Origin of the sequence: Achromobacter sp. F4_2707 (assembly GCF_047501535.1) — a bacterium.
Taxonomy (GTDB): Bacteria; Pseudomonadota; Gammaproteobacteria; order Burkholderiales; family Burkholderiaceae_B; genus Yanghanlia.
In genome coordinates, this window is sequence record NZ_JAZDRJ010000011.1 from 118,817 (window position 1) to 139,563 (window position 20,747).

The following is a 20,747-nucleotide window of genomic DNA, read 5'->3' on the forward strand; positions in this document are numbered from 1 at the left end:
GCCGCGTCTGCGTGGCCACCACGGCCCTATGATCGAATTCCAGCATGTGTTCAAGTCCTACGGACGCGGTCGCAATATTCTCGCTGACGTGAATTTCCGCATCCAGCAAGGCGAATTCGTTTTCGTCTCCGGGCCTTCGGGTGCGGGGAAATCCACCTTGCTCAAACTCATAGGCGGGCTCGAACCCCCAAGCCGGGGCGCCACTCTGGTCAATGGTCGCCGCAGCGATCGCATGCCTGCCCGCGCCCGCCCCTATTTGCGCCGCGCCATCGGCGTCATCTTGCAGGACATGCACTTGCTTTATGATCGCAACGCCATTCAGAATGTTTTGCTGCCTTTGGCTGTGGCCGGTCATCCGCCCGCGCAGGCTATGTCTCGGGCCCGCGCTGCCATGGAAAAAGTCGGGCTGTCGGGCAAGGAAGACCTGAACCCGATAGAAATGTCGGGGGGCGAACAACAGCGCCTGGCCATTGCCCGTGCCATCGTCAACCGCCCATCCATCCTGATCGCCGACGAACCCACTGCCAACCTCGATGAAGACAGTGCCCGCCGCATCATGGACGTGTTCCGCGATTTCAATCGGGTCGGCGTCACCACCCTGATCGCCTCTCACGATCGCCGCTTGATGTCTGCCTACGCAAACCGCACCATGCGCATTGAAGGCGGGCGTTTCACCGATACACCGGGGGCAGGATGAAACGCTGGTTATATCAACACCGTTATGCTCTAGCTGTTGCCTTGCGTCGCCTGGCCAACCAGCCTTTTTCATCGCTGTGCAATATTCTGGTTATCAGCCTGAGCCTGGCCGTGCCCATCGTCGTGGCCGCCATACTCGACACCGCCCAGCCGGTTGTGCGGCAAATTCCCGTGTCAGCCGAAGTCACGCTTTATCTGGATCGCTCCACCCCGCTGGCATCGGCGGAACAACTCGGTGCGGAGCTCAGGCAACGGCATGCAGAACATATCGACACCCTGGAAGTGATCGACCGTGAACAAGCACTGGCTGAACTCCGCCGCCAGCCAGCTTGGTCGGACGCGCTGGCCGTTCTGCCCGATAACCCCCTGCCTCATGCCATCGTCGTCACACTGCGCCAGCATGCCGACATCGCTTCCACCAGCGCACAACTGAGCGCGCAATGGAGCGAGCTCGATGCCGTCGATACCGTGCAAGTGGACAGCGCATGGGTGCAGAGGCTGCAATCGCTGCTGGATTTCCTCGGCATCGGCCTGTGGCTTTTGGCGTTTGGCGTAGCCGTGGTGGTACTGGCTACCGTTTTCAATACGGTCAGGCTGCAAGCGCTTAATCAGCGAGAAGAAATCGCCATTGCTCGCTTGGTGGGGGCCACGGAATCCTTTGTGCGGCGCCCTTTTCTATACCTAGGGGCGCTTACAGGCCTGCTTGCTTCGGCACTGGCTACCATCACCGCCTGGGTCGCGCTACAGCCTCTCAATACAGCCCTTAACCGCCTGGCGAGCAGTTACGGCACCGAGCTCTCGCTACGACTGCCCGATAGTGTCAGCCTGTTATTGGCGGGTGTTGTCATCGCCATCCTGGGCGCCCTTTCTGCGCGTTGGTCTGTCAATCGCAACACGCATTTCTGAGCATGGCATCTACTCTTGGCATCGCTGATCTCGCCATGCGCGTGTGTGCCTGGCAGCGCCGGCAAGGCCGCCGGCACCTACCTTGGCAGAATACCCGCGATCCCTACCGCATCTGGCTGTCTGAAATCATGCTTCAGCAGACTCAGGTCGGGACAGTCATCCCTTACTACCTACGTTTCCTGGAGCGTTTTCCCGACCTTCAAACATTGGCAGACGCCGATCAGGAAGACGTCATGCCTTACTGGGCAGGCCTGGGCTACTACGCCCGTGCCCGCAACCTACACCGCTGCGCCCAAGTTCTGGTCACAGACCACGGCGGTCGGTTCCCGGCGGACTCACTGGCCATTGCCGAGCTGCCCGGCATTGGGCGCTCTACGGCGTCGGCCATAGCCGCCTTCGCCTACGGCGAGCGCTCTCCCATCATGGATGGCAACGTCAAACGCGTATTCACACGTTTTTTTGGCGTGCGCGGCTACCCCGGCCTGAGAGCGGTTGAAAAACGCTTATGGAGCCTGGCTGAAGCCGCCCTTGAGCTGGCACCGGTAGACCTCGATATGACGGCCTATACACAAGGCCTGATGGATCTTGGTGCTCAACTTTGCACCCGCGGCATACCCAAATGCGAAGCCTGCCCCTTGGCCGGCGACTGCGAGGCAAAACGCCTGGGCCTGCAGCGCGAGCTGCCTGAGCCGCGCCCCCGACGCAGCATCCCCGACCGGCACTGCGCCATGCTGATTCTGCATGGCAACAATCATGTTTTGCTGGAAAAACAGCCTCAAACCGGGGTGTGGGGCGGCTTATGGAGCCTGCCGCGCTTTGACAGCCCGCAAATGCTGGAACAAGCCTGCATCAGCCAAGGCATAGTGGTGCCCGACTCAGGGCGCATGGCAACGTTTGTGCACACATTCACGCATTTCCGCCTGCACATCGAACCGTGGCTGGTCGAGACACCGCAGCGCGTGGCGGAATGGCTTCCCGAACAAACCTGGACGCCTTTCGAACAGTTAACCCATATTGCTCTGCCCGCCCCTGTGCGCATGCTGCTGGAGCCGCTATCTGAGCGTGAGGCTTAATTGCGTGGCGGCTGGTAGCGGCTAATACTCATTAAAACCCCGCCGGCAACGCCAAGCGTCAGCAACGCCGTTCCGCCGTAACTGAGAAAAGGCAGCGGCACGCCCACTACCGGCAAAATACCCGTCACCATGCCGATGTTCACGAATACATATACGAAGAACATCATGGCCATACCGCCCGCCAGCAGGCGCCCGTACTGGGTGCGCGCCTGCAAGGCGATATGCAGCCCGCGCAGAATCAGCAAGCCGTAAAGCGCCAGCAGCATAATGCCGCCATACAGGCCGAATTCCTCGGCAAAAACAGCGAAAATGAAGTCAGTCGTTCGTTCAGGGATGAAATCCAGATGCGCCTGTGTACCCATTAGATAGCCTTTTCCGTACACCCCGCCCGAGCCGATCGCAATCATGGACTGGATGGTGTGAAATCCTCTACCTAACGGATCGACGCTTGGATCCAACAGCGTGCACACACGGTGCTTCTGATATTCATGCAGCACCACCCAATCTACCCCAGGCTGACAGATTCTGTCTTCGTAATAGATGACCCCGCCTATCAGTGCCGTCCCAAGTACGAACAAAGGCACCAGCAACCGGAATGACAGGCCACCGAAATAGATGACGCAGAACCCGCTAGCAAACACTAACAAGGCAGTGCCGAGGTCTGGCTGGCGCACAATCAGGATAAAGGGGATAGCCAGAAGCAGTGAGGCAACAAGATAATCGCGAATGCGCAGATTGCCCTGGTTTTTATGAAAATACCAAGCCAACATCATTGGCACGGAGATCTTCAACATTTCAGATGGCTGAATGCGCACAAAGCCGAGGTCCAGCCAGCGTGTTGCACCCTTGCTGGTTTCACCGAAAAACTCTACACCCAGCAACAGCACCACACCAATGACATACCCATAGGGAGAAAGCCGCATCAGCAACGGAGGCGGCAAAATGGCCGCGCACCACATAGCAAAGAACGCGATCAGAAAATTGCGCGCCTGATCCGTGAAACGCCAATCTGTGCCGCCCACCGCTGAATGCATGATGGTCAGCCCCACCACCGACATAATCACCAGCAAGGTCAGCAGCGGCCAGTCAAACGCAGTCAATATCCTCAGACCTTGCTGAGCAACCCGTTTCTTCATTCCACGCTCCTGAGCTGCAAGCGTACGGCGGGCTGCGGCGCAAGCGGTACTGTGCGAGCGGGCTCTTCGTCCTCCGGGGAAACGGAAGCCGGTAAATCTTCGAAAGCCACAGCGGCATCGGGCGACTCACCATCCGCGCCTTCCTGATCGGGCTCTAAAGTCTGAGCCGGCTGATAGACGGCAGGAAAACGAGCTGCCTGCCGCGCCGCGACACGCTCGGGTGCCAGCCAATAATCGAAGACCCGACGGGAAATCGGTGCTGCCGCCGTCGTGCCCCACCCGCCGTTTTCCACAATTACTGCCAGGGCGATTTGTGGATCTTCCATCGGTGCATAGGCCATGAAGAGAGAATGATCGCGTAAGCGCTCATCCACGGCATCAGCGTCGTAGCGAGCGCCACGCAAACTGAAAACCTGGGCGGTGCCGGTCTTGCCCGCCGCTTGGTACTCCGCCCCCTGGAACACACGGCGGGCCGTGCCTTTGCGCACAACATCCACCATGGCGTCACGGATGATATCCAGGTTTTCTGGTTTAAGATCAATGACATGAGAAGGTTCGGTTACGGTTTTCTCGACTTCGCCGGAACGCGGCCAGTGGATTTCATCTACCAGATGCGGCCGCATGTATACACCGTTATTTGCCAGCACTGAAGTGGCCTGGGCCAGTTGCAACAACGTAAAGGAGTTGTAGCCCTGCCCCACCGCCACCGACACAGTTTCACCCGCATACCAGCGCTGCTGAGACGGTTTCTTGTATGCGTTGCGCTTCCATTCTGTTGAAGGCAAAATGCCGCGCCGTTCTCCATCCAAATCAATACCTGTTCGCTGGCCAAAGCCAAACTGTTTGGAAAAATCGTGCAGGGCGTCTACACCGATTTCCGGCCCCAGGGAAAAGAAATAAGTATCAGACGACACCACAATCGCCCTGTGCATGTCGGTAGGGCCGTAAGCCGCCCCGCCGGCATTACGAAAGCGCTGCCCGCCCAACTCGAAATAGCCTGGGTCGTGAATCCGCTCCTTGGGGTTGCGCTTGCCCATCTCCAGCGCCGCCAGTGCCACAAACGGCTTGTAGGTCGAGCCAATCGGGTAGGTGCCGGTCAAAGGCCGGTTCACTAGAGGGTGATCAGGCGACTCGTTCAGCCGCTTCCAGTTCTCGACATCAATGCCATCGACAAATAGATTGGGGTCAAAAGAAGGCGCCGAAACAAAAGCCAGTACTTCACCAGACGGCGGATGAATCGCCACCAAGGCTCCCCGCCGCCCTTCAAACTCTTTCTCAATCATCTTTTGCAGATGAATGTCCAGAGACAGGCGCAGATTGGCGCCCGGTTCGGGATCAATACGACTCAACGTGCGCACCGGCCGCCCAGATGCCGTAACTTCAACTTCCTCCACCCCTGTACGCCCGTGCAGCACTTCTTCCCAGGTGCTTTCTATGCCTTTCTTGCCAATGATATGAGTGCCGCGATAGTTCCCCAACCGGCCCTTTTCTTCAAGTCTTTGCAGATCGGCTTCGGAAATCCGCCCCACATAACCCAGCACATGGGCAGCGCTCTCGCCATGAGGATACTCTCGCACCCAGCGAGCCTTGAGTTCCACGCCGGGGAAGCGCCAGGCATTTGCGGCAAACCAGTAAGCTTCGTCATCGCTCAGATTGTTGCGCAGCAGAATATCGCTGTAACGCCCGCTCTGCTTTACATTTTGCAGGAAGCGGCGACGATCGCGCGGGCTGAGCTCCACCAATTCGCCAATCTGGTCAAGCAATTCGCCCATATCGCCCTGCACCTGAGCGGGCACGACCGATAGCGTGTAATCGCGGTGATTACTTGCCAGCACGATGCCGTTGCGATCCACAATCTCGCCACGGCGTGGCGGAATGGGTACGACGGTAATGCGGTTCTGCTCTGCGCGTGCAGACAGCCCTTCGTAACGGACGACCTGCAAATACCACAGACGCGCACCTAACAGGCAAAAACACACCAAGGCGAAAAGGCCTGCCACCCACACGCGCACCAGCATGCGCTTGCGCTGAATCTGACTGGTCTTTTTGAATTCGAACATGCTGGTGCGCCGCCGTTAAACCGGACCGCCGTCGCCTTCAACAAGGCGACGCTGCGGCATCTGCAACAGCACATCGACCAACGGCCATAACAGCGCCATGAGGAAAGCCGACCACAGCCAGCCCCACCCTAACCACTCGCCCGCCAGCCATGCTTCTATAAGGCGGCTGGCCGACTTGGCGATGACAAACACCGGCAATATGTGCAGGCACTGGACCACGGAATTGAAGCGCTGCAAACGGCGCGACAACACCAGGGTGCCGTAAGCCGCCAGTGTATAAGTCAGAGCATGCACGCCCAGTAGCCCGCCATCGTGAACGTCCATCAGCAAGCCAAAAACAAAAGCGGTGCCCATGCCAATACGGCGGGGCTCATTCATGCACCAATAAGCAATGACAAGCAGCAATAAGTCGGGTGCCGGCTGCCATACCCGCCAGGGAAGCAGAGAAAACAGCCAGACCAATGACACGGTTAACCATATAAAAGCAGGGCTGGCCGTGCGCCGAAAAGGAGTCGTATCAATGGGCTCCAGTGATGACAGCCCAGTTTTCTTGCTGGTAACTTCGACTTTGACCCGGCGAACCATCAGCGCAGCCCTCCAGAGCCGCCATTCAGCGCCTCTTTGTGACGCCGCGCCGCCTCAACATCGACCTGTAGAACAAGAAAATGGCGATGACGCTCGGGGTGAGCCAGCGGTGAAGCCAATGCCATGGCAAAGCCGGTAGCAGAGTCCCGGTGCACGCTGTCTACACGCGCTACCGACAAACCTGCGGGAAAGAGCCCGCCGATCCCGCTCGTCACGAGCTCATCACCCGGCTGAATATCCGCCCCCGCAGTCAGGTAGCGAACTTCCATCTTGCCGTCGGCCCCGCCCCCAAAAGCGATAAGCCGCAAACCGTTACGTAGAATCTGTACAGGAATAGAGAGTTTATCGTCGGTAATGAGCGCCGCTTCAGACGTGAAGGGCGTGGTGCGCACGATCTGCCCCACCACCCCGCCTTCGTCAATCACGGGCATGCCGGGCAGAATGCCGTTGGAACCGCCCTTATTGAAAACCAAATGGTGATTGAACGCGCTAGTGGGCTCGAACAGCACCTCCACAGCGACGGCCGGCTGTGTGACGGTCTCGGGCACATTCAACAGGCGCCGCAACTGCTCATTCTCGGCCGCCAACTGCGCGGCATGAGTGGCCATTTGCGCCAGCTCGATCCGCTGCCGCTGTATGGCTTCCTTCTCGAAGTGCATTTCATTGGCCGCATCGACCCAGCCCTTCACCCGCGCCACGCCGTCACGTGGCGCCAGCATGATGCGCTGGAAGGGGTACAGCAGCACAGAAATACCCTGACGCGCAGGTTCCAGCGTGGCCCAGCGGGCATCAACCACCAATAGGGCAAGCGCAAGAAAAACCAGCACGAACAGCCGAACTTCGGCTGTCGGGCCGTGCTTGAACAACTTCAACGAGCCGTTTTCCTGCATGAGTCTGTTTTAAAACCGCTGTCACGCCTGACCGCGCCCGACAGCGGTGCAATCCCGCGATCAATCGTAAATGAAGACGCTGCCCAGCTTTTCGAGATGCTCAAGGGCTTCGCCGCAACCGCGCACCACGCAGGTGAGCGGGTCTTCTGCAACCACCACCGGCAGGCCCGTTTCTTCCTGCAGCAGGCGATCAAGGTCGCTCAACAGTGCTCCGCCGCCAGTCAGGGCAATGCCCTTGTCGGTAATGTCGGCACCCAGCTCCGGAGGAGTCTGTTCCAGCCCTGTCTTGACCGCAGACACAATCTGATTGAGCGGATCGGTAAGAGATTCCAGGATCTCGTTGGATGAAACCGTAAAGCTGCGCGGCACGCCTTCGGAAAGGTTGCGCCCCTTGACTTCAAGCTCTTTGATTTCCGACCCGGGGAATGCGGAACCGATTTCCTTTTTGATGAGTTCGGCCGTGGGTTCGCCAATGAGCATGCCGTAGTTGCGGCGGATGTAGTTAATGATGGCTTCATCGAATTTGTCGCCACCCACCCGCACAGAACCCTTGTACACCATGCCGCCAAGGGAAATGATGGCGACTTCAGTGGTACCGCCGCCGATGTCCACCACCATGGAGCCGCTGGCATCAGACACGGCCAGACCAGCGCCGATGGCAGCTGCCATGGGCTCTTCGATGAGATAAACCTGGCTGGCGCCCGCCCCCATGGCGGATTCGCGAATGGCACGCCGCTCCACCTGAGTAGAACCGCAGGGCACGCAAATGATGATGCGCGGGCTGGGCGCAAACATGCTGCGCGGATGCACCATGCGAATGAACTGCTTGAGCATTTGCTCGGTGACGGTGAAGTCGGCGATGACACCGTCCTTCATGGGCCGTATGGCTTCGATATTGCCGGGCACCCGGCCCAGCATCTGCTTGGCCTCACGGCCGACTGCCTGGATGATTTGCTTGCCACCTGGGCCGCCTTCCTGCCGGATGGCGACTACCGAAGGCTCATCGAGCACGACACCTTTGCCCCGAACGTAAATCAGGGTGTTGGCGGTACCGAGGTCGATCGCCATATCGCTGGAAAAATAACTACGGAGGAATCCGAACATGGGAGTCAGAGATCTGAATGTGGAGAACTCGGCGTGTCCGGGCGAGGGGATGCACTACTGGCCGCAACCGAATGGCAGCCGGACTATCCGATCAAACGAAGAATGATAACTTATAATTGATGTTTGTTAGCATCAAATCACGGTCTTCAGTAACCCTTTGCATGTACCGTGACATTTAATTTTCCCCGCAGGCAACCCCCGGTCAAAAAAACCATGGCAATTTCCGAGCAAGACGTCATGCGCATCGCCCAACTGGCACGCATACAACTTTCGCCCGACGACACCGCACAGACTCAGAAGGATCTCACCAAGATTCTCGGGCTGATGGCCCGTCTGCAAGCGGTGGATACTCAAGGGGTCGAACCCATGGCTCACCCGCTGTCGGCACATCAGGACATCCAGCTGCGCCTGCGCGACGACATTGCGGCGGCCACACTCACAGAAGCAGAGCGTGACGCACAAATGGCCAACGCCCCTGCCCAGGCCGAAGGCCTGTTCCTCGTGCCCACGGTCATTGAGTAAACGAATGGCAAAACTTCCCTTGCACACCCAGTTCTCCAGCATACAAGCGCTGCGCGACGCCCTGCACGGCGGCTCCCTGAGCGCCACTGAGCTCGCCCGCAGCGCACTGGACGCCATAGAATCCCATGCCGACCTGAATGCCTTTCTGCATGTCGACCCTGAGCTCACTTTGGCCCAGGCTCGCAACGTTGACGCCGCGCTGAAAGCGGGCAACGCTGGCCCTCTGGCCGGTATTCCCATTGCTCACAAAGATGTTTTCGTCACTCAGGGGTGGCGCACCACAGCGGGCAGCCGAATGCTGGAAAACTACACCAGCCCCTTCGACGCCACCGTCGTTAGCCGCCTGGCCGATGCCGGCGCCGTTTCCCTGGGCAAGCTCAATTGCGACGAATTCGCCATGGGCTCAGGCAGCGAAACCTCGTACTTCGGCCCGGTTCGCAACCCTTGGGATCTTTCTGCCGTACCCGGCGGTTCGTCAGGCGGTTCAGCCGCAGCGGTCGCCGCAGGGCTGATCATGGCTGCCACTGGCACTGACACAGGCGGTTCCATCCGCCAGCCTGCAGCGCTATGCGGTATCTCGGGCATCAAGCCCACCTACGGCACGGTTTCTCGTCTGGGCATGGTGGCTTACGGCTCCAGCCTCGACCAAGCCGGCCCGATCGCCCGTCACGCCCGCGACTTACTCGACATTCTCGAACCCATGACAGGCTTCGACCCGCTGGATTCCACCAGCCTCGAACACTGCGACGGCGCAAGCAATGCACCGGGCCGCATCCGGGCACGCTTCGAAGCAGCACAGGCCAAGCAACAACAAAATGGCAGTCGCCCGCTTGAAGGGCTGCGCATTGGCGTACCACGGGAATTTTTCGGCACGGGGTTATCCCCAGAGGTCGCCCAAGCTGTCGAACGCGCCCTGAGCACATTTGAAGAGCTGGGCGCCGTGCGGGTTGAAATCAGCCTGCCCCGCACGGAACTTTCCATTCCGGCTTACTACGTCATCGCACCGGCAGAAGCCTCAACCAACCTGTCCCGCTACGACGGCGTACGTTTCGGCCACCGCGCCGAGTCCTACACCGACCTCGAGGACATGACCAGCCGTTCGCGCTTCGAAGGCTTTGGCGAAGAAGTGCGTCGTCGGGTACTGGTTGGCACTTATGTGCTGTGCCACGGCTATTACGATGCGTACTACCTGCAAGCACAGCGTGTCCGTCGCATGATTACCGACGACTTCCAGCAGGCCTTCTCTCAGCATTGCGATGTCATTATGGGGCCGGTCACACCCACCGTCGCCAAATCCATAGGCGACAACCGCGAAGACCCGATTGCCGACTGGCTGTCCGACATCTACACGCTGGGCGTGAGCCTGGCCGGGCTGCCGGCCATGTCGGTCCCCTGCGGCTTCGGCACCGAACGCCCCCTGCCCATCGGCCTGCAAATCATCGGCAACTACTTCACCGAAGGCGAGTTGCTCGCCGTAGCGGATTGCTACCAACAGGCCACCGACTGGCATCAACGTACTCCGGGACAGCAATAATGGATTGGGAAATCGTCATCGGCCTGGAAACGCACGTCCAGCTTTCCACCGAATCCAAAATCTTTTCGGACAGCAGCACCCGCTTTGGCGCGGCCCCCAATACACAAGCCAACGTCATGGATATGGCGCTGCCCGGCAGCTTGCCCGTCATGAACCGGGGCGCTGTCGAGCGTGCCATTGTCTTCGGCCTGGCTGTCGGCGCACACATCGCCCCACGCTCGCAATTTGAACGCAAGAATTACTTCTACCCCGATCTGCCCAAGAATTATCAGATCAGCCAGTTGGAAGTGCCCATCGTACAGGGCGGCTCGCTGCGCTTTTTTGTCGGTGAAGAAGAAAAAACGCTTAACCTCACCCGCGCCCACCTCGAAGAGGACGCGGGCAAATCTCTGCACGAGAATTTCACCGGCCCTCACGGCGAATCGTCAACCGGCATCGACCTGAACCGTGCCGGCACACCGTTGCTGGAAATCGTCACCGAGCCAGACTTACGCTCGGCAGCCGAAGCCGTGGCCTATGCCCGCGCCCTACACGCCCTGGTCGTATGGCTGGGAGTTTGCGACGGCAATATGCAGGAAGGCTCCTTCCGTGTTGACGCCAACGTCTCTGTACGGCCGCGCGGCCAGAAAGAATTCGGCACTCGCTGCGAAATCAAGAACGTAAACTCCTTTCGTTTTCTTGAGCGGGCCATTCTGTACGAGGCACGCCGCCAGATCGAACTCATTGAGGACGGCGGCACTGTGGTGCAGGAAACCCGGCTTTACGATTCCGATCGCGATGAAACACGCAGCATGCGCAGCAAAGAAGATGCGCATGATTACCGCTACTTCCCCGACCCCGACCTGCCCCCGCTGGTCGTTGAGCCGGAATGGATCGAGCGTGTACGCGCTTCCATGCCCGAACTGCCATCGCAGAAACGCCAACGCTTCCAAGACGAGCTCGGCCTGACCGCCTACGATGCGGCGCAACTCACCATGGATCGCGCCACCGCCGACTACTTCGAGCAGGTCGCCGCAGCCCTGCCTCAAGACCAGGCCAAACTGGGCGCCAACTGGATACTCGGGGAACTCGCAGCCGCCCTGAACCGCGACGAACGAGAAATCTCCGACAGCCCGATCTCACCCGAAAGGCTGGCAGAGCTTATCCGGCGCATCATTGACGGCACGATTTCCAACAAAATGGCTCGCGATGTCTTTGCCGCCATGTGGGAAGGTGAGCACGAGGGCAACCCCGACGCCATCATCGAGGCACGTGGCCTCAAGCAGATCAGCGACACCGGCGCCATTAGCGCCATGATCGACGAAGTTCTGGCTGCGAACCCGGCTATTGTCGAGGAATACCGTGCGGGCCGTCAGAAAGCCTTTAACTCGCTGGTAGGCCAAGTCATGAAAGCCGCCAAGGGCAAGGCCAACCCGCAGCAGGTCAACCAACTGCTGAAAGAAAAACTGGGTTGAACAACAAAGACCAGAGCGGCTTAATCGATAGCTGCTCTGGTCTTTAAAAATGCCCGGTATTTTCAAATACCGTAACGTTAGATGCCGTAACGTGCCCGGTAAGCCTGCACGGCCTCGCGGTATTCCGCCAGCGTGGCATCAGCTTCCAAAACCGACATAATATCCGTCAGCGAGGCAATGCTAACAACCGGCATGCCATAGGTACGCTGCACATCCTGAACGGCCGAATGCTCCGAAAGCTCGCCGTCCCTGCCTGCCCGCTCCATGCGATCCAGAGCAATCAACACCGCCACCGGTTCGGCGCCGGCTTGGCGGATGATGTCCACTGATTCGCGCACCGACGTACCGGCCGTAATGACATCATCAATAATGACCACCTTGCCTTGCAGCGGCGCACCGACCAGCACCCCACCCTCGCCGTGATCCTTGGCTTCTTTACGGTTGAAGGCAAAGGGAACATCGCGCCCGCTTAAAGCAGGGTGCCTCGCCAGCGCCGTGGCGGTTGCGGTGGAAAGCGGAATACCCTTGTAGGCCGGCCCGAACAACATATCGAACTCGATACCGGAATCTACCAGAGCCTGAGCGTAAAACTCGGCCAGCCTGCCGACTGACAACCCGCTGTTAAACAGCCCCGCATTGAAAAAATAAGGGCTGATACGCCCCGACTTGACCTTGAACTCCCCAAAGCGCAGAACACCCTGCTCCAGCGCAAAACGGACGAAGTCACCGCGGTTGCTTGCGATTGTCATATTACCTGCCTGATACGCGAAAAACCGATATTATCCGCCATAACCGTTGATGACATGAAACGCGCCTCATCGCAACGCCTGCCGCTTGCGATGCCTTGCCGCCGGCATGCCCTTCAGTGCGCGATGCGTTACAGTTCCACTGTTTATTTTATTTATGGAAATCCATGCGCATCATCTCGGCCAATCTCAACGGCATCCGCTCTGCTGTCACTAAAGGTTTTCTCGACTGGCTTCCTTCCCAGGAAGCCGAATTCATCTGCCTGCAGGAACTCAAGGCCCAGGCTCCCAACATGACCGAAGCCATGCTGGCGCCACCGGGCTATCAAGGTTACTTTCATTACGCAGAGAAAAAAGGCTATAGCGGCGTCGGTATTTATGCGCGTCGTGAGCCGGATGAAGTGATTGAAGGGCTGGGCGTACCGGAGATCGACGCAGAAGGGCGTTACATCGAACTGGTCTATGATGGCTTATCCATTATTTCCGTTTATCTGCCATCCGGTTCCAGCGGCGATCACCGCCAGGCAATCAAATTCGATTTCATGGAACACTTTTTCCTTCACCTAGCCGAGCTTGCCGCCTGCGGTCGCGAAGTGGTGATCTGCGGTGACTGGAATATTGCTCATCAGGAGATCGACCTTAAAAACTGGAAGGGCAACCTGAAAAACAGTGGTTTTCTGCCCGAAGAACGCAGCTGGTTAACACGTGTTTTTGAAGAACAACGCTGGGTGGATGTCTATCGCAGCTTGTACCCGGAAGCGACCGGCGATGCTTACACCTGGTGGAGCAACAGAGGCCAGGCCCGCGCCAACAATGTGGGCTGGCGTATCGATTACCAAATTGCCACGCCTGCTATTGCGGCAACCGCCTCAGAAGCGTTTGTTTATAAAGAACAGCGTTTCAGCGACCATGCCCCTTTAATCGTTGATTACACCTACCCTTTCTAAGCCATGAAACCGCATATTTCCATTATTACGCTGGCCGTCACCAATCTGGAGAAATCAGTGCGCTTCTACCGGGACGGCCTGGGCTTAAAAACCCGCGGCATTGTCGGGGCCGACTACGACTACGGTGCCGCAGCATTCTTTGACCTGCAACCGGGTCTCTCCCTGGCGCTATGGCCTCGTGAAAGCCTGGCTCACGAAGCGGGCGTTGAGCTTCAGCCTCCCGCCATGACTGAGTTCATGCTGAGCCATTGCGTCACTGAACGGGAGTTCGTCGATGAAGTCATGCAGCAAGCAGCTCAATCGGGCGGCGAAATTGTGAAGGCTGCGCATGACACGCTGCTGGGCGGGTACGCGGGCATCTTCAAAGACCCGGACGGCCACTTATGGGAAGTGGCCTGGAACCCGGAAGCACCACCCGCAGAGCCTGTTGATACGGCCTCTGACACACAACCTGAATAGTTGTGTAATCAGACCAAGCTGTTAGCGATCAGAATCCAGCGCCCTGATTTCATTGCGCCGGAAATAAAGCAAGACCAGGCCGGGCAACGCAATAAACACGGTCACCACGAAGAAGCCCGGCCAGCCTAGCCATTCGACCAGTGGCGGCGTCAAAGGCCCTGCCAGATACGTGCGCCCTACCGCCGACAATGCCGACAACAAGGCAAATTGCGTAGCGGAAAATTCCTGCCGGCACAACGCCATCAGCAATGCCACGAAAGCCGCTGTTCCCAAGCCGCCACACAGGTTTTCCAACATGACTACAGCGCCCATCGAATACAGATGGGGCGGCGTAACCGCGAGCACCCAATAACCAAAATTGGAGACGGCTTGCAATAGACCAAACCACATTAACGAACGATACAGCCCCATTCGCGCCATGATGGTGCCGCCGGCCAGCGCGCCAACAATCGTGGCGGCCAAGCCAAACACCTTATTGACTGCGCCCACCTCGGTTCCGGTAAAACCCGCGCCACGCAACAAAAAGGTGGTGGACAGCGCACCGGCGAAGGCGTCACCCAGCTTGTACAGGACAATGAGCAGCAAAATGGTCAAAGCGCCCTTGCGCCGGAAAAACTCCGCCAAAGGCTCGACGACCGCCACGGCCAAAGAGCGTGGGGGCGCTGCAACAACCTCAGGCTCCGGCGCCAATACCGTGGCCAGTGAACAGACGGCCATAAAGGCGCCCATCAGAAAATACGTGTTGCCCCACCCGAACCATTGATCCGCCAGTATGAGTGCCAACCCGCCCGACACAATCATTGCCAGCCTATAACCCAGCACCTTGACCGCCGCGCCGGCGGCGCGCTCCTCGCTACGCAACACATCGGTGCTGTATGCATCAAATGCGATATCTTGAGTCGCCGACAGGAATGCAACCAGCACAGCCAGCAGAGCTAGTGGCAGCAAATGTGTGCCGGGTGAATACAAACCCATAGCGGCAATACACGCCGCCAGCATCAACTGTGTGAGAAAGATCCAGCTGCGGCGCCGCCCCAGAAAAGGAAAAGAATAGCGGTCGACCAGCGGCGCCCATAAGAACTTCAGCGTATAGGCCGTACCAATGAGCGTCAGAAAACCGATGTTTTGCAGCGATACGCCATCTATCGTTGCCCACGCCTGCAAAGTCCCGCCGGTCAGAGCCAGAGGCAAGCCGCTGGCGAAGCCCAGCACCAACAAAGGCAGGACTCGTGGACTCAGATAAACGCGGGAAGAAGCAGTAATGTCAGCTCCGTTTAACAACCGGATTCAAAACGATAGACGGCCAGCGTACTGCGCCAGCCTGGCAGAAGTTTAACCTCTTTGTCTTCTTTGAACGTCGCCATATCGGTAATGCGCAAACCCAGCTTCTGGGCCAGTCGTTCAAAATCTCGCAAGGTACAAAGATGAATGTTCGGCGTGTTGTACCACTCATAAGGCATCTCGCCGGTCACCGGCATCCTACCCCGCAGGATCGACCAGCCATGCGGCCAGTACCCGAAGTTCGGAAATGAGACGATGCCGTAACGCGCCACCCGGGCCATTTCCTGAAGAATACGTTCCGTGTTGTGCATGGACTGCAGCGTGCGCGACAACACCACCGTATCGAACTGGTGGTCATCGAATAGCGCCAGCCCTTCTTCAAGGTTTTGCTGGATCACTCGCACGCCACGCCGCACGCAAGCGATCACTTGTTGGTCGCTGAGTTCCACCCCTACGCCCACGCACTGCTTTTTATTCTGCAGATGCGCCAACAACGTGCCGTCACCGCAACCGAGGTCGAGCACACGGCTGCCAGGCTCGACCCAACCGGCGATACGTTTGAGGTCGGGGCGTACATGCGCGGGAGCACTCACACTGATCTGATTCACGCCAGGACTCCCGTAGTGAGGCGGCGCTCCGGCAAGCCCAAGCTGACCGCTATGCGATCAAAATACCCTTGCACCACAGCGTGATAGCGCGCGTCCTCAAGCAGAAACGCGTCATGGCCATGGGGTGCATCAATTTCCGCGTAGGTCACGGCTGTCTGGTTATTCAATAATGACTTAACGATTTCACGTGACCGCTCGGGCGGGAAACGCCAGTCGGTCGTAAAGGAAACCAGCAGGAAATCCGCCTTGGCAGGCTCCAGCGCTTTTGCCAGGTCGCCGTTGTGATTACGAGCCGGATCGAAATAATCGAGTGCTCGCGTGATCAGCAGATAAGTATTCGCATCGAAATAGCGAGAGAATTTCTCGCCTTGATAACGCAAGTACGACTCCACCTCGAACTCTACGCCATACCCGTAATGAAAGGCGCCGTTATGCCCCGGCTCACGCTGTTGACGCCCAAAACGTTGGGCCATGGTTTCATCGGACAGATAAGTAATGTGACCGATCATGCGAGCCACCGACAACCCATGTACCGGTACCACGCCATGTTCGTAGTAGTCACCACCATGAAATTGCGGATCACTGATGATGGAGCGACGCGCCACCTCGTTGAAACCGATGTTCTGCGCCGACAGCCGTGGTGTGCTGGCAATCACGACGCAATGTCGCAGGCGCTCAGGGCAGGTAATTGACCAGCTCAATGCCTGCATGCCGCCCAACGAGCCCCCCATGACCGCTGCAAAGCATTCGATGCCGAAGTAGTCTGCCAGCCTAGCCTGCGCTCGCACCCAATCCTCGACAGTAAGTACAGGAAACGCTGCGCCCCAGGGCTTACCCGTTGCCGGGTTAATGCTGGCCGGGCCGGTAGAACCAAAGCACGAGCCGATATTGTTGACGCCAATAACGAAATAACGGTCGGTATCTACAGCCTTGCCAGGCCCCACCATATTGTCCCACCAGCCGACATCGCGCGGGTTGTCTGCAGACATGCCTGCCACATGATGCGAGGCATTCAAAGCATGGCAGATCAGTACCGCATTGCTGCGCTCGGCATTCAACTCACCGTAGGTTTCGACCGCAAGTTCGTATTGCGGCAACACCTGCCCGCTGGTGAGCTCGAGCGGCTCATCGAAACGAACGAGTTGAGGGCGAACAAAGCCAACCGAACCGGTCGGGATAGTGGCTTCAGAAGATGGGGTGATGATGTCAGCCTTGGTGGCTGTTGAGAGAGGAGTTGTGCCCATTCAGGACCTCTTTAGCGGTATTTATGAGGCGCCCGCAAGCGGATCGAGCAAATCGGCGCCAGGAACAAAGAATAGCTGCTGCATTGTAGCACCACCCCATACCAGTCCGGGATAACCCCGGGACTCAAATCGACTCACTTAGATACAATTAGCAGTATCTGTAGTAACTAAACTGTAACAATTGAACTTTGTAGCACCTGAGTACGATCGATAACCAAATCAACAGGAGGCATACCGTAATGAAACCCCTCACCGAGCGTGAACTGACTTGTCTGCAATGGGTGTCAATCGGAAAAACCAGTTGGGAAACCGGTCGCATTCTTGGCTTGGCCGAGCGCACAATTAATTTCCATATCCAGAATGCGTGCCGCAAACTTGGCGTCCACAGCCGTCAGGCCGCTATCACCACAGCCATGCGAACCGGTCTGCTAAGCTTCGATGACGACGCGCCGGACACATCTGCTCCGTTGCTGCCCCGCGTCACGATTCAACACGAAACGCGCCACAACACGAATTGATACACATACAACCATACAGGCTGATGCGCGAGCAAAAGCCTGTTGCTTGTACGCCCTTAGCCCCCCGCGCGATACCCTCGGGTAAAATCCCTGCTATTTGCAACGCAATCTGAAGTCGCGCATGAGCTCTCCCACCCCCCGCCTCGACCGCATCCGTCAGGATGTCCAACTCCTCACTGCGATCAAGCGCGGCATAGAAAAAGAAGGCTTACGCGTCGATGCTCAGGGCAAGCTTGCCCTGACGCCACATCCGCAAGCACTGGGCTCCACGCTCACCCATTCGCGCATCACAACCGATTACTCCGAAGCGTTGCTGGAGCTCATTACGGGCGTCCACCCCAGCGTCGAAAGCTTGCTGCAGGAACTCGAAGAAACGCATCGCTTTGTCTCCAGACAGCTTGATAATGAACTGGTATGGAATCAATCTATGCCAGCCCGGCTGCCCGCTGAAGAGGACATTCCCATCGGTTGGTACGGCAGTTCCAATACCGGCATGTTGAAGCACGTGTACCGGCGCGGCCTCGCACACCGATATGGCAAAGCCATGCAGTGCATTGCGGGCGTACATTACAACTTATCAATGCCTGACCGTCTTTGGGATGTTCTGGGCATTGAAGGCATTTCTCTTGAAGAGCAGCGCAACAAGGGGTATCTCGCCCTTATCCGCAATTTCACCCGCTATTCTTGGCTGCTCATGTATCTTTTCGGCGCCTCGCCCGCCTTGTCCCGGGCTTTTCTCGGCGACGCCCCGCATTCTTTGCAACAATTCGACGCGGACACCCTATACCTGCCATGGGCGACCAGCCTGCGCATGAGCGACCTCGGCTACCAGAACAAGGCTCAGTCCGATCTGCAACTTTGCTACAACGACCTAGAAACCTTCCTGCAGCGCATGTACACAGCGGTAACGACTCCCTGGCCCGCCTATGAGCGCCTCGGTACCAAGCAGGATGGCGAGTGGATACAACTCAACACCAATGTGCTGCAGATCGAGAATGAATACTATTCGAGCATCCGCCCCAAGCGCACCACCCGACGCGGCGAACGCCCTGCCACGGCCTTGGCCGAACGCGGCGTCGAATATATCGAGGTACGTTGTTTAGATGTTGACCCTTGGTCGCCTGTCGGCATCCGTGCGGAAACCTGTCGCTTCCTAGATGCTTTCCTGCTTTTCTGCGTCAGCGACGAAAGCCCGCTCTTCCCAGGCAACGGCCATTGCCCGCTCAGCCAGGACAACTTCAACACCGTGGTGCGAGAAGGGCGCAAACCGGGGCTGACCCTGAAACGCGACGGCACCGAAATTTCTTTGCGTGACTGGGCCGAAGAGCTTATCGACCGTATTCGCCCCTATGCCGACCTGCTTGACCAGGCTTATGGCCAGAAGCGGCACGCCACAGCGCTTGAACTACAACTGAAAAAAGTCCGCGACAGCGAACAAACGCCTTCTGCCAAAGTGCTGCAGGCCATGCGCGATCAAAACCTCAGCTTCCACGACTGCATGCTGCAAGTCAGCGCAGGCCACCACGAAACCCTGGTCAGCGGCCCTATGGAGCAGGAACTTCTGCAGAACTATATCGACGAAGCAGCCGCTTCCATTGAAGAACAGCACGCCATTGAAGCGTCTGACACTGAAAGTTTTGATGAGTATGTTGCGCAGTTCCACGCAGCCCTGCGAGCCCCTTGACCAGGCCTCAGATTGGGCATGTTCTGCTCATGCTGTACGGGGCTGTGTAGAGCACAAACCACACGTAAGTCATTGATTTTATGGCGCGCCCGACAGGAATCGAACCTGTATCGAGAGCTTCGGAAACTCTAATTCTATCCATTGAACTACGGGCGCCAAGAACCAATAATTGTAGCGTGTTTGCTGGAAAAGGTATAATCGCGGCTTCGAGCATCGCTCACGTGTAGCGGTTATCATCAGCCAGAAACCGTGCGCAGCCCGCGCATCATGAAGAACAAGGCCAATGGGGCCCTCAGACAGGAACTCGTATTCATTATGAACACTCCGGAACAAAACGTCACAAAGACGGCTGAGCACGAAGGCTTTATCAAGACTCCTAAACAGCTCATCACCACCATCGTATTGGCTTTTATTGTTCCAATCGTGGTCATTCTCCTGCTCATCCGGCTCATTATTTCCAGCACCCCGCTGGGCGTGGGTTCAGATGCTCAGTCCCAAGAAGCGGTAGCAACACGCATCCAGCCTGTTGCAGGCTTTGCCTTGGTGACGGCCGAAGCCGCAACCGAAGAAAGAACCGGCGAACAGGTCTACAACGCCACCTGTTCCTCCTGCCACGGCACCGGCGTCGCGGGCGCTCATAAGTTTGGCGATGCTACTGGCTGGGCCCCCATCATCGCCAAGGGGTTTGAGCCGCTGCTGCAAAGTGTTATCAACGGCCTGGGCGCCATGCCGGCCCGTGCGGGCAACCCCGCGCTCAGCGATCTCGAACTGGCTCGTGCGGTTGTCTACATGACCAACCAGTCTGGCGCCAGCTTCCCTGAGCCCGAGAGCGCAGGCGATTCCAGCGACGCAACAGAAGAAGCCCCTGCCGCTGAAGCAGCTCCTGCTGAAGAGGCTGCTCCGGCCGCCGAAACAGAAGCCGCACCTGCTGAAGCCGCCCCCGCTGCCGAAGAGGCCCCGCAACAGGCGGAAGCCGCTGCTGCAACAGCAAGTGACGTTGACCTCGCCGCGGGCGAAAAGCTCTACAAAGCCGTGTGCTTCGCCTGTCACACCTTCGGCGTAGCCGGCGCTCCTAAAACCGGCGACAAAGCCGCATGGGCTCCTCTGATCGAAGCCGGCATGGACAACATGATCAAGATTTCCATCGAAGGCAAGGGCGCCATGCCTCCGCGTGGTGGCTCGACCGCCAGCGACGAAGACATCATCGCCGCAGTGCACTACATGGTGAATCAAGTTCAGTAAGGCAGTACAGAACCAAAAAAAATGGCCGCTTTTCATAAGCGGCCATTTTTATTTCCGA

General features: G+C 57.9%; 20 protein-coding genes, 1 tRNA gene and 1 riboswitch. Of the genes, 11 read left to right on the plus strand and 10 right to left on the minus strand.

Going from position 1 to position 20,747, the window contains the following annotated elements; genetic code table 11:
- Positions 1-28: 28 nt before the first annotated feature.
- The 3 genes from VRY85_RS11970 to mutY are packed head-to-tail and all read left to right on the plus strand — an operon-like array spanning position 29 to position 2,675.
- Positions 29-697, plus strand: a complete 669-nt coding sequence (locus tag VRY85_RS11970; RefSeq protein WP_414598828.1) for a cell division ATP-binding protein FtsE — start codon at positions 29-31, stop codon at positions 695-697.
- A complete protein-coding gene (locus VRY85_RS11975) occupies positions 694-1,602 on the plus strand; it encodes a cell division protein FtsX (RefSeq protein WP_414598829.1) in 909 nt (302 codons plus the stop codon). The genes VRY85_RS11970 and VRY85_RS11975 overlap by 4 nt, the downstream gene beginning before the upstream one ends.
- A gap of 2 nt (positions 1,603-1,604) precedes the next feature.
- The gene (gene mutY / locus VRY85_RS11980; protein WP_414598830.1) at positions 1,605-2,675 is read left to right on the plus strand and encodes an A/G-specific adenine glycosylase; all 1,071 of its coding nucleotides are present in this window, start codon (positions 1,605-1,607) and stop codon (positions 2,673-2,675) included.
- Here mutY and rodA read toward each other — a convergent pair.
- From rodA to VRY85_RS12005, 5 genes are read right to left on the minus strand one after another with little or no spacing between them, the layout of a single operon-like run.
- Positions 2,672-3,811, minus strand: coding sequence for a rod shape-determining protein RodA (gene rodA, locus VRY85_RS11985; protein WP_414598831.1), 1,140 nt, complete (start codon positions 3,809-3,811; stop codon positions 2,672-2,674). The genes mutY and rodA overlap by 4 nt on opposite strands.
- Complete coding sequence (gene mrdA / locus VRY85_RS11990; protein ID WP_414598832.1) at positions 3,808-5,871, minus strand: penicillin-binding protein 2; 2,064 nt, start codon at positions 5,869-5,871, stop codon at positions 3,808-3,810. Before mrdA ends, rodA begins: the two co-directional genes overlap by 4 nt.
- Positions 5,872-5,886: 15 nt before the next feature.
- The gene (gene mreD / locus VRY85_RS11995; protein ID WP_414598833.1) at positions 5,887-6,456 is read right to left on the minus strand and encodes a rod shape-determining protein MreD; all 570 of its coding nucleotides are present in this window, start codon (positions 6,454-6,456) and stop codon (positions 5,887-5,889) included.
- Positions 6,456-7,346: a rod shape-determining protein MreC gene (gene mreC / locus VRY85_RS12000; RefSeq protein WP_414598834.1), complete on the minus strand. Its 891-nt coding sequence runs from the start codon at positions 7,344-7,346 to the stop codon at positions 6,456-6,458. The genes mreD and mreC overlap by 1 nt, the downstream gene beginning before the upstream one ends.
- Before the next feature lie 60 nt (positions 7,347-7,406).
- Positions 7,407-8,450, minus strand: coding sequence for a rod shape-determining protein (locus VRY85_RS12005; RefSeq protein WP_414598835.1), 1,044 nt, complete (start codon positions 8,448-8,450; stop codon positions 7,407-7,409).
- 213 nt (positions 8,451-8,663) lie between these two features.
- Between VRY85_RS12005 and gatC the strand changes: the two genes are divergently transcribed.
- The 3 genes from gatC to gatB are packed head-to-tail and all read left to right on the plus strand — an operon-like array spanning position 8,664 to position 11,960.
- The gene (gene gatC / locus VRY85_RS12010; RefSeq protein WP_414598836.1) at positions 8,664-8,972 is read left to right on the plus strand and encodes an Asp-tRNA(Asn)/Glu-tRNA(Gln) amidotransferase subunit GatC; all 309 of its coding nucleotides are present in this window, start codon (positions 8,664-8,666) and stop codon (positions 8,970-8,972) included.
- A 4-nt stretch (positions 8,973-8,976) separates the two neighbouring features.
- Positions 8,977-10,506 (plus strand): Asp-tRNA(Asn)/Glu-tRNA(Gln) amidotransferase subunit GatA, encoded by a 1,530-nt coding sequence (gatA, locus tag VRY85_RS12015; RefSeq protein ID WP_414598837.1) that lies wholly within the window; start codon positions 8,977-8,979, stop codon positions 10,504-10,506.
- A complete protein-coding gene (gene gatB / locus VRY85_RS12020; RefSeq protein ID WP_414598838.1) occupies positions 10,506-11,960 on the plus strand; it encodes an Asp-tRNA(Asn)/Glu-tRNA(Gln) amidotransferase subunit GatB in 1,455 nt (484 codons plus the stop codon). Before gatA ends, gatB begins: the two co-directional genes overlap by 1 nt.
- A 77-nt stretch (positions 11,961-12,037) precedes the next feature.
- Here gatB and pyrE read toward each other — a convergent pair whose 3' ends face one another.
- Positions 12,038-12,709, minus strand: coding sequence for an orotate phosphoribosyltransferase (gene pyrE / locus VRY85_RS12025; RefSeq protein WP_414598839.1), 672 nt, complete (start codon positions 12,707-12,709; stop codon positions 12,038-12,040).
- A gap of 164 nt (positions 12,710-12,873) precedes the next feature.
- Here pyrE and VRY85_RS12030 point away from each other — a divergent pair, with 164 nt between their 5' ends.
- Both VRY85_RS12030 and VRY85_RS12035 read left to right on the plus strand, forming a co-directional pair.
- On the plus strand, positions 12,874-13,653 hold the full coding sequence (locus tag VRY85_RS12030; protein ID WP_414598840.1) for an exodeoxyribonuclease III: 780 nt from the start codon (positions 12,874-12,876) through the stop codon (positions 13,651-13,653).
- Between the two features lie 3 nt (positions 13,654-13,656).
- Complete coding sequence (locus VRY85_RS12035) at positions 13,657-14,112, plus strand: VOC family protein (RefSeq protein WP_414598841.1); 456 nt, start codon at positions 13,657-13,659, stop codon at positions 14,110-14,112.
- 21 nt (positions 14,113-14,133) lie between these two features.
- On the opposite strand, the gene VRY85_RS12040 is transcribed toward VRY85_RS12035, so the two are convergent.
- The 3 genes from VRY85_RS12040 to metX form a co-directional block, all read right to left on the minus strand.
- Positions 14,134-15,375, minus strand: a complete 1,242-nt coding sequence (locus tag VRY85_RS12040; RefSeq protein ID WP_414598863.1) for a muropeptide transporter — start codon at positions 15,373-15,375, stop codon at positions 14,134-14,136.
- A gap of 11 nt (positions 15,376-15,386) precedes the next feature.
- Positions 15,387-16,001 (minus strand): methionine biosynthesis protein MetW, encoded by a 615-nt coding sequence (metW, locus tag VRY85_RS12045; RefSeq protein ID WP_414598842.1) that lies wholly within the window; start codon positions 15,999-16,001, stop codon positions 15,387-15,389.
- Complete coding sequence (gene metX / locus VRY85_RS12050; protein ID WP_414598843.1) at positions 15,998-17,245, minus strand: homoserine O-succinyltransferase MetX; 1,248 nt, start codon at positions 17,243-17,245, stop codon at positions 15,998-16,000. Before metX ends, metW begins: the two co-directional genes overlap by 4 nt.
- Positions 17,236-17,314: riboswitch (SAM riboswitch) on the minus strand. (Overlaps the previous gene by 10 nt.)
- 170 nt (positions 17,315-17,484) lie before the next feature.
- On the opposite strand from metX, the gene VRY85_RS12055 reads away from it, so the two are divergent.
- Together VRY85_RS12055 and gshA are read left to right on the plus strand one after the other, a co-directional pair.
- On the plus strand, positions 17,485-17,763 hold the full coding sequence (locus VRY85_RS12055; RefSeq protein WP_414598844.1) for a helix-turn-helix domain-containing protein: 279 nt from the start codon (positions 17,485-17,487) through the stop codon (positions 17,761-17,763).
- Between the two features lie 121 nt (positions 17,764-17,884).
- A complete protein-coding gene (gene gshA / locus VRY85_RS12060) occupies positions 17,885-19,447 on the plus strand; it encodes a glutamate--cysteine ligase (protein WP_414598845.1) in 1,563 nt (520 codons plus the stop codon).
- Positions 19,448-19,528: 81 nt separating this feature from the next.
- Here the strand turns inward: gshA and VRY85_RS12065 are convergent.
- A tRNA-Arg gene (locus tag VRY85_RS12065) sits at positions 19,529-19,603 on the minus strand.
- A 111-nt stretch (positions 19,604-19,714) separates the two neighbouring features.
- Here VRY85_RS12065 and VRY85_RS12070 point away from each other — a divergent pair.
- The gene (locus tag VRY85_RS12070) at positions 19,715-20,689 is read left to right on the plus strand and encodes a c-type cytochrome (RefSeq protein ID WP_414598846.1); all 975 of its coding nucleotides are present in this window, start codon (positions 19,715-19,717) and stop codon (positions 20,687-20,689) included.
- Positions 20,690-20,747: the final 58 nt, after the last annotated feature.

Bases quoted from the DNA above. Each gene is read 5' to 3' on its own strand.
- VRY85_RS11970 (WP_414598828.1), top strand. From the start codon at position 29: ATGATCGAATTCCAGCATGTGTTCAAGTCCTACGGACGCGGTCGCAAT.
- VRY85_RS11975 (WP_414598829.1), top strand. From the start codon at position 694: ATGAAACGCTGGTTATATCAACACCGTTATGCTCTAGCTGTTGCCTTG.
- mutY (WP_414598830.1), top strand. From the start codon at position 1,605: ATGGCATCTACTCTTGGCATCGCTGATCTCGCCATGCGCGTGTGTGCC.
- rodA (WP_414598831.1), bottom strand. From the start codon at position 3,811: ATGAAGAAACGGGTTGCTCAGCAAGGTCTGAGGATATTGACTGCGTTT.
- mrdA (WP_414598832.1), bottom strand. From the start codon at position 5,871: ATGTTCGAATTCAAAAAGACCAGTCAGATTCAGCGCAAGCGCATGCTG.
- mreD (WP_414598833.1), bottom strand. From the start codon at position 6,456: ATGGTTCGCCGGGTCAAAGTCGAAGTTACCAGCAAGAAAACTGGGCTG.
- mreC (WP_414598834.1), bottom strand. From the start codon at position 7,346: ATGCAGGAAAACGGCTCGTTGAAGTTGTTCAAGCACGGCCCGACAGCC.
- VRY85_RS12005 (WP_414598835.1), bottom strand. From the start codon at position 8,450: ATGTTCGGATTCCTCCGTAGTTATTTTTCCAGCGATATGGCGATCGAC.
- gatC (WP_414598836.1), top strand. From the start codon at position 8,664: ATGGCAATTTCCGAGCAAGACGTCATGCGCATCGCCCAACTGGCACGC.
- gatA (WP_414598837.1), top strand. From the start codon at position 8,977: ATGGCAAAACTTCCCTTGCACACCCAGTTCTCCAGCATACAAGCGCTG.
- gatB (WP_414598838.1), top strand. From the start codon at position 10,506: ATGGATTGGGAAATCGTCATCGGCCTGGAAACGCACGTCCAGCTTTCC.
- pyrE (WP_414598839.1), bottom strand. From the start codon at position 12,709: ATGACAATCGCAAGCAACCGCGGTGACTTCGTCCGTTTTGCGCTGGAG.
- VRY85_RS12030 (WP_414598840.1), top strand. From the start codon at position 12,874: ATGCGCATCATCTCGGCCAATCTCAACGGCATCCGCTCTGCTGTCACT.
- VRY85_RS12035 (WP_414598841.1), top strand. From the start codon at position 13,657: ATGAAACCGCATATTTCCATTATTACGCTGGCCGTCACCAATCTGGAG.
- metX (WP_414598843.1), bottom strand. From the start codon at position 17,245: ATGGGCACAACTCCTCTCTCAACAGCCACCAAGGCTGACATCATCACC.
- VRY85_RS12055 (WP_414598844.1), top strand. From the start codon at position 17,485: ATGAAACCCCTCACCGAGCGTGAACTGACTTGTCTGCAATGGGTGTCA.
- gshA (WP_414598845.1), top strand. From the start codon at position 17,885: ATGAGCTCTCCCACCCCCCGCCTCGACCGCATCCGTCAGGATGTCCAA.
- VRY85_RS12070 (WP_414598846.1), top strand. From the start codon at position 19,715: ATGAAGAACAAGGCCAATGGGGCCCTCAGACAGGAACTCGTATTCATT.